The following is an 8344-nucleotide window of genomic DNA, read 5'->3' as shown; positions in this document are numbered from 1 at the left end:
CGCACACCTCGCCCGGCTTCCTCAAGCTCAACCCCGCCGGCAAGGTGCCGGTGCTGGAGCTGCCCTCGGGCCAGGTGATCGCCGAGAGCGTCGCCATCCTGCTGGCGCTCGACGAGACCTTCCCCGAGGCGCGGCTGCTGCCGCCGCACGGCTCGCCCGGCCGCAACGTGGCGGTGCAGTGGCTCGTCTTCATGGCCGCCAACATCTATCCCGACGTGCTGCGCTTCTACTACGCACCGCGTCACACCGACGACCCCTCGCCCGAGGCCGCCGACGCCGTCAGGCGCCAGGCGGTCAAGGACCTCGACCGCGATTTCGCCCAGCTCGCCGCCGCCATCGAGGGACCGTTCCTGCTGGGCGCGCGGATGACCATCACCGACGTCTATGCGGCGATGCTCGCCGACTGGCACGCCCCGGCGATGCAATTGCCCGAGATTGCCGAGCTCACGGCCCATGTGCTCGAGTCCCCGGCCGTGGCCGAGGCCTGGCGCACGCATGAATTCGGCACGTAGGGCGGCGCGCGGCCGCGTGACGGATGTCGATGACGGTTTGCGCCGCATCGGCCGGATTGGGGCCTTCTTCCTGTGGAACCGGAGCACGATCATGGCCCCGTCCTGCCTTTCATCCACACCGGCCCCTGCGCCGCGCCCGGCCGGAGCCACGCGGCGATGATGGGCTACGGACCGAGATCCACGCCAGCCTCGCCTGACCCGGGGCCTGGCGCACCACCGGCTTTGAGGACGAGACGGGCTATCTCGCGGTCAGGGCCGCCACCGCCAGCTTCAGCCCGGCGAGGAGGAACGGGGCTGCGTGCATCACGAGATCGAAGATGTCGATCGGCTTGACGAGCGTGCCTGAGGCCAGCATCTTCAGCTTCTCCCAGAGATGCGGCTCCGGCACGAAGGGCGCGAGCCCGAGCGTCAGGCAGGCGATGAGGATCAGGCTCCAGGGCAACTGGTCGAGAATGGTGGCGAGGGAATGCATCGGGGAGCTCCGGCATGGGACGGGTGCGGCGGCGCCGCTGCGATGCCTATCAGCCGGACGGGCGGGGATTTCCAGCGGGAAATATGCCAATGGGCGCATATGTCGCGGGGCATTGGCTCAGCCCGACCCTCGCGCTGTCGTCATCCTCGGCCCCCGAGCCGAGGATCCATTCCGTGATCTGGACGGGCCCATCAAGACCCGGAGAAATCACGGAATGGATCCCAGGGTCGGGGCCCTGGGATGACGACGGAGGGAGCATACAGACCAACGGCCGCCGCAGCGGCCTGCTTGACGTGTGGGCGCCAATCTTTCACCGCCAGACTCCACGCCAAAGCTGCGGTCCATGCAACAGGAATGTGCGGTTTGCCTGACGGACAGGCCCCTCCGCCGTCATGCCGGGCTTGACCCGGCATCCAGTTGCGCCACGTCCGTGGCGCCAGGGAGTCTTTCACGACGCGGACGCGTCGTGGCTGGAGTCCGGCTCGGGGGCCGGACTGACGGGGGGTGGTGGGTGCGGTGTTCGAGGAAGCTTGGAAGCGGCAACGAAAAACCCCGAAGCTGGAGGCCAGCTTCGGGGTTCAATTCAGCGATGGTCGGGCGTTCCGGGGCTTTCCCCCTCACTTGCGATTTCTAACGTTTAGCCGTCCCTGCGGGTCGGCTAAGCCGTTGAAATCGCTTTCTCTCCCCAAGGGGAGAGAGAGGCCGCAGGCATCAGCTATCCAGGAACGAGCGCAACTTCCGTGACCGGCTCGGATGCTTCAGCTTCCGCAAGGCCTTGGCCTCGATCTGGCGGATGCGTTCGCGGGTGACCGAGAACTGCTGGCCGACTTCCTCGAGCGTGTGGTCGGTGTTCATGCCGATGCCGAAGCGCATGCGCAGAACGCGCTCTTCACGCGGGGTGAGCGAGGCGAGCACGCGGGTGGTGGTCTCGCGCAGGTTCGCCTGGATGGCGGCGTCGATCGGCAGGATCGCGTTCTTGTCCTCGATGAAGTCGCCCAGATGGCTGTCTTCCTCGTCGCCCACGGGGGTTTCGAGCGAGATCGGCTCCTTGGCGATCTTCAGCACCTTGCGCACCTTCTCAAGCGGCATGGCGAGCTTTTCGGCGAGCTCCTCCGGCGTCGGCTCGCGGCCGATCTCGTGCAGCATCTGCCGGCTCGTCCGCACGATCTTGTTGATGGTCTCGATCATGTGCACGGGAATGCGGATGGTGCGGGCCTGGTCGGCGATCGAACGGGTGATCGCCTGGCGGATCCACCAGGTGGCGTAGGTCGAGAACTTGTAGCCGCGGCGGTATTCGAACTTGTCGACCGCCTTCATCAGGCCGATATTGCCTTCCTGGATGAGATCCAGGAACTGCAGGCCGCGGTTGGTGTATTTCTTGGCGATCGAGATGACGAGGCGGAGATTGGCCTCGACCATTTCCTTCTTGGCGATGCGCGATTCGCGCTCGCCCTTCTGCACCATCTGCACGATGCGGCGGAATTCGGAGATCGAGATGCCGGTTTCGGTCGCCAGGAACTGGATCTCGGCGCGGATGTCGCGGATGTTGTTGAGTTCCGACTTGGCGAATTCCTTCCAGCCCTTGGCCGAGAGGTTGGCGATCGACTTCATCCAGTTGGGATCGAGCTCGGCGCCGGAATACTGCACCAGGAAGTCGTCGCGCTTCACGCCATAGCTTTCGGCGAGCCGGAGCAGCCGGCCCTCGTTGCTCACCAGGCGCTTGTTGATGTCGTAGAGCTGCTCGACCAGGCTGTCGATGCGGTTCTGGTTCAAGGACAGCGATTTCACCGCGGTGATCAGCGCGTCCTTCAACTCCTTGTAGCGGCGCTCCTGCGCCGGCGACAGCGTGCCGGTGGCGGCAAGGCGGGCTTCCACCTGCTGGTCCTGCAGCTTGCGGAGCTTCTTGTAGGTCTCGGCGATCAGGTCGAGCGTTTCCATCACCTGCGGGCGAAGCTCGGCTTCCATGGCGGCGAGCGAGAGATTGTTCTCGTCGTCGTCCTCGTCCTCCTCCTCGAAGGTCTGGCCCTCGCCGCCGACATTGGTGACGTCGTCGGAGGCGGCCTTCTCGGCGCGGACCTTTTCCTTCTCCTCGGCCACCTTGCGGTCGGCCTCGATCTTTTCCGGGCTCTGGAACTGCGGCGCGGCCTTGGCCTCGGGGCCGGAATAGGTGGTTTCGAGATCGATGATCTCGCGCAAGAGCGTCGCGCCCTCGTTGAGTTCCTCGCGCCAGATGATGATCGCCTGGAAGGTGAGCGGGCTTTCGCACAGGCCGGCGATCATGGTCTCGCGGCCGGCCTCGATGCGCTTGGCGATGGCGATCTCGCCCTCGCGGGAGAGCAGCTCGACCGAGCCCATTTCGCGCAGATACATGCGCACCGGGTCGTCGGTGCGGTCGGTGGGCTCTTTCTTCTTGGCGGTGGCGACGGCGGAGCCGGACGCGGCGGCGATCTCGCCGCCTTCGCTGGCGTCCTCGCTCTCGGAATCGTCGTCGACTTCCTTGTCTTCGCTGGCCTCGTCTTCCTCGACCACATTGATGCCCATGTCCGAGAGCATCGACAGGATGTCCTCGATCTGCTCGGAGGTCACCTCTTCGGAAGGCAGCACGGCGTTGAGCTCGTCCATGGTCACATAACCCCGTTTTTTCGAGGTCTTGATCATTTTCTTGACGGCGTCATCCGACAGGTCGAGCAACGGCCCGTCCGGCCCGCTGGCGTCGCGCTCGTTCTCGGTCTCGTCGGCTGCTTCTTTAACCTTGCTTGCCATGGGCAGTCACTTTCCCCGGATTCCATTCGGTTGACATCTGCTCGGCGCCAGACCCTGGCGCATGACGCCCGCCATCGGCAGGCGGCGTTTGCGAATCACCCGGCTTGTTGTGGCGTATGGATGCCTAATTCCCTGTTAACCATGCCGATCTTTTCATCCTCGCGGCGGCTCCGGTTTCGGAAAACCGCACAAGCGGCGCCCGCCCCCGAGCCCCCTGATCGTGCATGAATTATAACAAACAGGTGATTCCCACAAAAAACCCATCCGTCAAGGCTATTCGGGCAAAAACCGCGCGGATCCGGTAAATAGCGCGCTTTTGCCTGCATCGTCGGTTTCGTTCGCTGATGATCCTATGTAGGGGCCCGGAGCGAATTCACAAGGCCCGGGGGCCGATTCGGCCGAGTCCCGGGCGACTCTCAGCCCGCGCCGCCGCGGCCGCCCTTGATCCGCCCGGAGAGCACGCCGAAGCCGTCGATGATGGCTTCCTGGTTTTCCAGCCGCGCCACTTCGAGCTGAACCTCCTGCAGCGCCAGCATCAGGCCGGGGATGGCCTCACCGTCGCCCAATTCAGTGGCCTCGGCGATGTCGCGCTCGAGTTCGGCCTTCTGCCACTTGAGCGCCCGGGTGCGCTTGTGCAGCGCCAGCGCCTGATTGTAGCCCTCGTGCGCATCCTCGGCTGCTGCCTCTGCCGTCGCCGTCCAGATCCGCGCGTTGCGGACCTGGCTTTCCAGCCGGGCGATGAAGCCCCCCTGCCCGTCCGCCTCCAGCGCCTCGATGAGCCGCTCGCGGTCGAACCGGCCGCCGGCCGACGCCGCGTCGAGCATCACCTGCATCACCCGCATCAGCCCCTTGTCGTCGAATTCGAGCGCGGCGAGCTCGTCGAATTCGTCGTGCAGCATCTGCGGATGGTTGACGATGGTCATCACCAGCACGGTCTCGCGCAGCGAGGGAAGCTCGGCGTGGCCGCGCACCAGCCCGGAGCGGACGAGCCGCTCGGACACCGCCATGGCCCGCCCCGCCTGCGCTCCTGGCCGCGGGCCGCCGCGTCCCTCGTCGCGCGACCCGCCCTGCCGGTAGCCGCCCTGGCCATAGGCATCCTGGCCAAAGGCGCCGCGTCCGCCCTTGCCCGCGCCGCGGTTGGCGTAGCCGGTGCCGAAAAAAGCCTGCATCCGGTCGCGCATGTCCTGCTGGTAGTGGCGGCGCAGGCTCTCGTCGGCGATCAGCGAGACCGTCTGCCGGAGCCTGGCCTCAAGTTCGGCGCGGCTTTCGGGCGTTTCGAACACGCCGCTGCCGGCCTCGCGCGACCAGACGACATCGGCCAGCGGCCGTGCGGCGGCGACCAGCTGGTCGAACGGCTCGCGGCCGTCCTGGCGGACCAGATCGTCGGGATCCTTGCCCGGCGGCAGCACGGCGATCCGGAGCGACCGCCCGGCGCCGATCAGCGGCAGCGCCAGGTCGACGGTGCGGTTGGCGGCGCGCTGGCCGGCCTCGTCGCCGTCGAAGCACAGGACCGGCTGCGGCGTCACCCGCCAGGCGAGCTTGAGCTGGTTTTCGGTGAGCGCGGTGCCGAGCGGCGCGATCGCCGTGTCGATGCCGGCCTGCGCCAGCGCGATCACGTCCATGTAGCCCTCGACCACGATCAGCGTGCCATCCTGGCCTGAGGCGCGGCGCGCGCGGGCGTAATTATAAAGCACGTTGCCCTTGTGGAAGAGCTCGGTCTCGTTGGAATTGAGGTATTTGGCGGGCGCGCCCGGCGCCAGCGCGCGGCCGCCGAAGGCGATGACGCGTTCGCGCGAGGACAGGATCGGGAACATGATGCGGTCGCGGAAGCGGTCGTAGGAGACCGGGATTTCCGGCCCGTGCACCACCAGCCCGCAGGCCTCGATCTGGTCCTTGTCGACGCCGCGCGAGGCCAGATGCTCCTTGAGCGCGCTGCGGCTGTCGGGACTGTAGCCCAGCCGGAAGGCCGCGATGGTGCGGCCGGACAGGCCGCGGTCGCGCAGGTAGGCGCGGGCCTTGGCGCCGCGCGCGCCCTGCAGCTCCTGCTCGAAGAACGACGCCGCCATCTCCATGACGTCCTCTAGGCTGGCGCGCTGACGCTCGCGCCGCGCCTCCTGGGGATCCTGCACGGGCATGGGGATCCCGGCCATGTCGGCCACGCGCTGCACCGCTTCGGGAAAATTGAGGCTTTCGAGCTCGGTCAGGAACTTGAAATGGTCCCCCGACACGCCGCAGCCGAAGCAGTGGTAGCGGCCCTTGCGGTCCTCGCAGTGAAAGGAGGGCGACTTCTCGCCATGGAACGGGCAGCAGGCCCACCAGTCGCCGCGCGAGGTGTTGGTCTTCTTGCGATCCCAGGTGACATGACGGCCGATCACGTCCGAGATCGGAACCCGGTCGCGAATTTCATCAAGAAAGGACGGGGAAAACCGCAAAATCGGCGCGCCTCCGGAACAGCGGGCAATCTGGTTGAAGATGGCCCTATATAGGCACGGGCGCGGCGCCAGGCAAAGGCCTCGGGGCGCGGATTGCCGAATGGCGCCGGACGCCGGGGGCCCTCGACCGGCGAACCCCGGCCCGAGCGCGGTTTCCTGCGCCGGCAAACGGCTGCAATCGCCCGATCCTTCAAATTCTAGGCAATTCCGGAACCGGCTTTTAATAAACTACTGTTACTTATTCCCCCGTCGCAATGGAAGACAGGACCAGCAGGCATGACGCCGCTGTCCGTTGCATCGCCGTGGAACGGCATGTCGAGACATTTTCCACATGAGGACGGCCTCCCCTCCGGGGTTCGGCGTCCGGAGCGGCGGGCATGCGCAACAAAGAATCCACCTATGGCACGGGCGTCAATTCGATCGGGGTCCGCTTGACCCTGATGTATATCGTCCTGGCAGCGATCTGCCTGGCGGCCGTCACGCAGCCTTTGCTCAACGATCACCACACGGCTGCGGACGTGGCTGTGCACAGCGCCGCCGCGGCGATCGGCCTCGCCATCACGGCAGCCCTGATGGCGTTTCTCAGCCGCAAGATCACCCAGCCGATCCGCAAGCTGACCGACATCGCCGAAGAGGTGGCCAACGGCAATCTCGACGTCAGGATTCCCCTGTTCTGCAAATGCGAGATCGGCGGCCTGGCCGCCAGCATGCGGCTGATGGTCAAGCGCCTGCGCAGCTCCACCGCTGAAATCCGCCAGTTGGCCAACCATGATCTCGTCACCGGCCTGCCCAACCGCTACCGGTTTCAGACACTGCTGGAACGGCGCGTGGGGTCCCTCGACAGCGACGGAAACCAGCTCGCCGGCGCGGTGTTCTTCATCGACATCCTCGACCTGCGCAAGATCAACGACCGCTTCGGCCACGAATCCTCCGACCGGCTGCTCACAAGCATCGCCCGGCTGCTGATCGAGGCCTCGCCCTGCACCAGCGAGGCCGAGAACCTCTGCAACTCGGCCGGGCCGGAGACCGACAAGCCGGTGCTCGCGCGGTTCGGCGGCACCGAACTGGTCCTGTCGGTGCCGGACCTGGTCGATCCGGCCGAGATCGCGGCGCTGGCTGGCAGGCTGCATGCGGCGGTGGCGGGCATTGCCGAAGAGAGCGGGCGGCAGTTCCATCCCCGGATCGCCATCGGCATCGCCCGATATCCCGGCGACACGGACTCGGCCATCAAGGTCAAGCAATACGCGGCCCTGGCCTGCAACATCGCCCTCGTCCAGCCCGGCTCGGACCGGATCGCGCTGTTTGAGCCGGACATGCTGCAGGCCATCAAGACCCGCGAGGACATCGAGCGCTACCTCAGGACCGCCATCGCCGAGCGCCAGTTCGAGGTCTATTACCAGCCCAAGGTTTCGGCCAGCGACTGGGCGGTCACCGGGGTGGAGGCGCTGGTGCGCCTCAATCATCCCGAGCGCGGCGTCATCGGTCCCGGCGAGTTCATTCCGGTGGCGGAAATGACCGGGCTGATCGGCGATATCGGACTGATCGTGCTCGACGAGGCCATCGCCCAGTGCGCCGCCTGGATCCGGGCCGGCCAGCAGACCGAGGTGTCGATCAACGTCTCCATCGAGCAGTTCCAGACTGACGATTTCTCGGGCACGGTGATCGCGCTGCTCGAGGCCCACAAGTGCCCGGCGCGGTTCATCACCATCGAGATCACCGAAACGCTCGCCACCACCGACGTGGCGGGCGTGGCGGGCCAGATCGCGGCGCTCCGGGCCGCGGGCCTCAGGATCGCCATCGACGATTTCGGCACCGGCTATTCCAACCTGGTGCAACTGACGGGGCTGAAATTCGACATCCTGAAGGTCGACCGCTCCTTCGTCTCCGGCATCGACTGCGACGGCCGCTCGCGGGAAGTGTCCCGGACGATCATCCAGCTCGGCAAGAATCTCGGCTGCCGGGTGGTGGTCGAAGGCACCGAGACCCCGGGCCAGGTCGCGGCCGCCGCGCAGCTCGGCTGCGACGAGATCCAGGGCTTCTACTTCTCCAAGCCGATGAAGCGGTGCGATTTCGAGGCCTGGCGCGACCTCAGATCGCAGAACCCGGTCCATGCCAGCCTGGACGCGCTGGTCAGCCGCGGCATCGTCGCCGCCTGCGCCTGACCA

5 protein-coding genes are annotated in these 8344 nt (G+C 66.4%); 2 read left to right on the top strand and 3 right to left on the bottom strand.

Features of this window, described 5'->3' with window-relative positions:
• On the top strand, window positions 1–512 hold a 512-nt coding region (locus LL06_RS13915; RefSeq protein ID WP_052161568.1), incomplete at its 5' end, for a glutathione S-transferase family protein.
• A 238-nt stretch (window positions 513–750) separates the two neighbouring features.
• Here LL06_RS13915 and LL06_RS13910 read toward each other — a convergent pair.
• From LL06_RS13910 to dnaG, 3 genes are all read right to left on the bottom strand, one after another.
• Window positions 751–984: a hypothetical protein gene (locus LL06_RS13910; RefSeq protein WP_035527857.1), complete on the bottom strand. Its 234-nt coding sequence runs from the start codon at window positions 982–984 to the stop codon at window positions 751–753.
• 711 nt (window positions 985–1695) lie between these two features.
• Entirely contained in the window at window positions 1696–3747 is a 2052-nt protein-coding gene (rpoD, locus tag LL06_RS13905) for an RNA polymerase sigma factor RpoD (RefSeq protein ID WP_035527854.1), read from the bottom strand.
• 416 nt (window positions 3748–4163) lie between these two features.
• Complete coding sequence (dnaG, locus tag LL06_RS13900) at window positions 4164–6179, bottom strand: DNA primase (RefSeq protein ID WP_035527849.1); 2016 nt, start codon at window positions 6177–6179, stop codon at window positions 4164–4166.
• Between the two features lie 377 nt (window positions 6180–6556).
• Between dnaG and LL06_RS13895 the strand changes: the two genes are divergently transcribed.
• Window positions 6557–8341, top strand: coding sequence for a bifunctional diguanylate cyclase/phosphodiesterase (locus LL06_RS13895; RefSeq protein WP_035527846.1), 1785 nt, complete (start codon window positions 6557–6559; stop codon window positions 8339–8341).
• Window positions 8342–8344: the final 3 nt, after the last annotated feature.

The organism is Hoeflea sp. BAL378 (assembly GCF_000759435.1).
Lineage (GTDB): Bacteria > Pseudomonadota > Alphaproteobacteria > Rhizobiales > Rhizobiaceae > Hoeflea.
The sequence above is the reverse complement of the archived record's forward strand: the minus strand, read 5'-3'. Positions and strand labels throughout refer to the sequence as shown.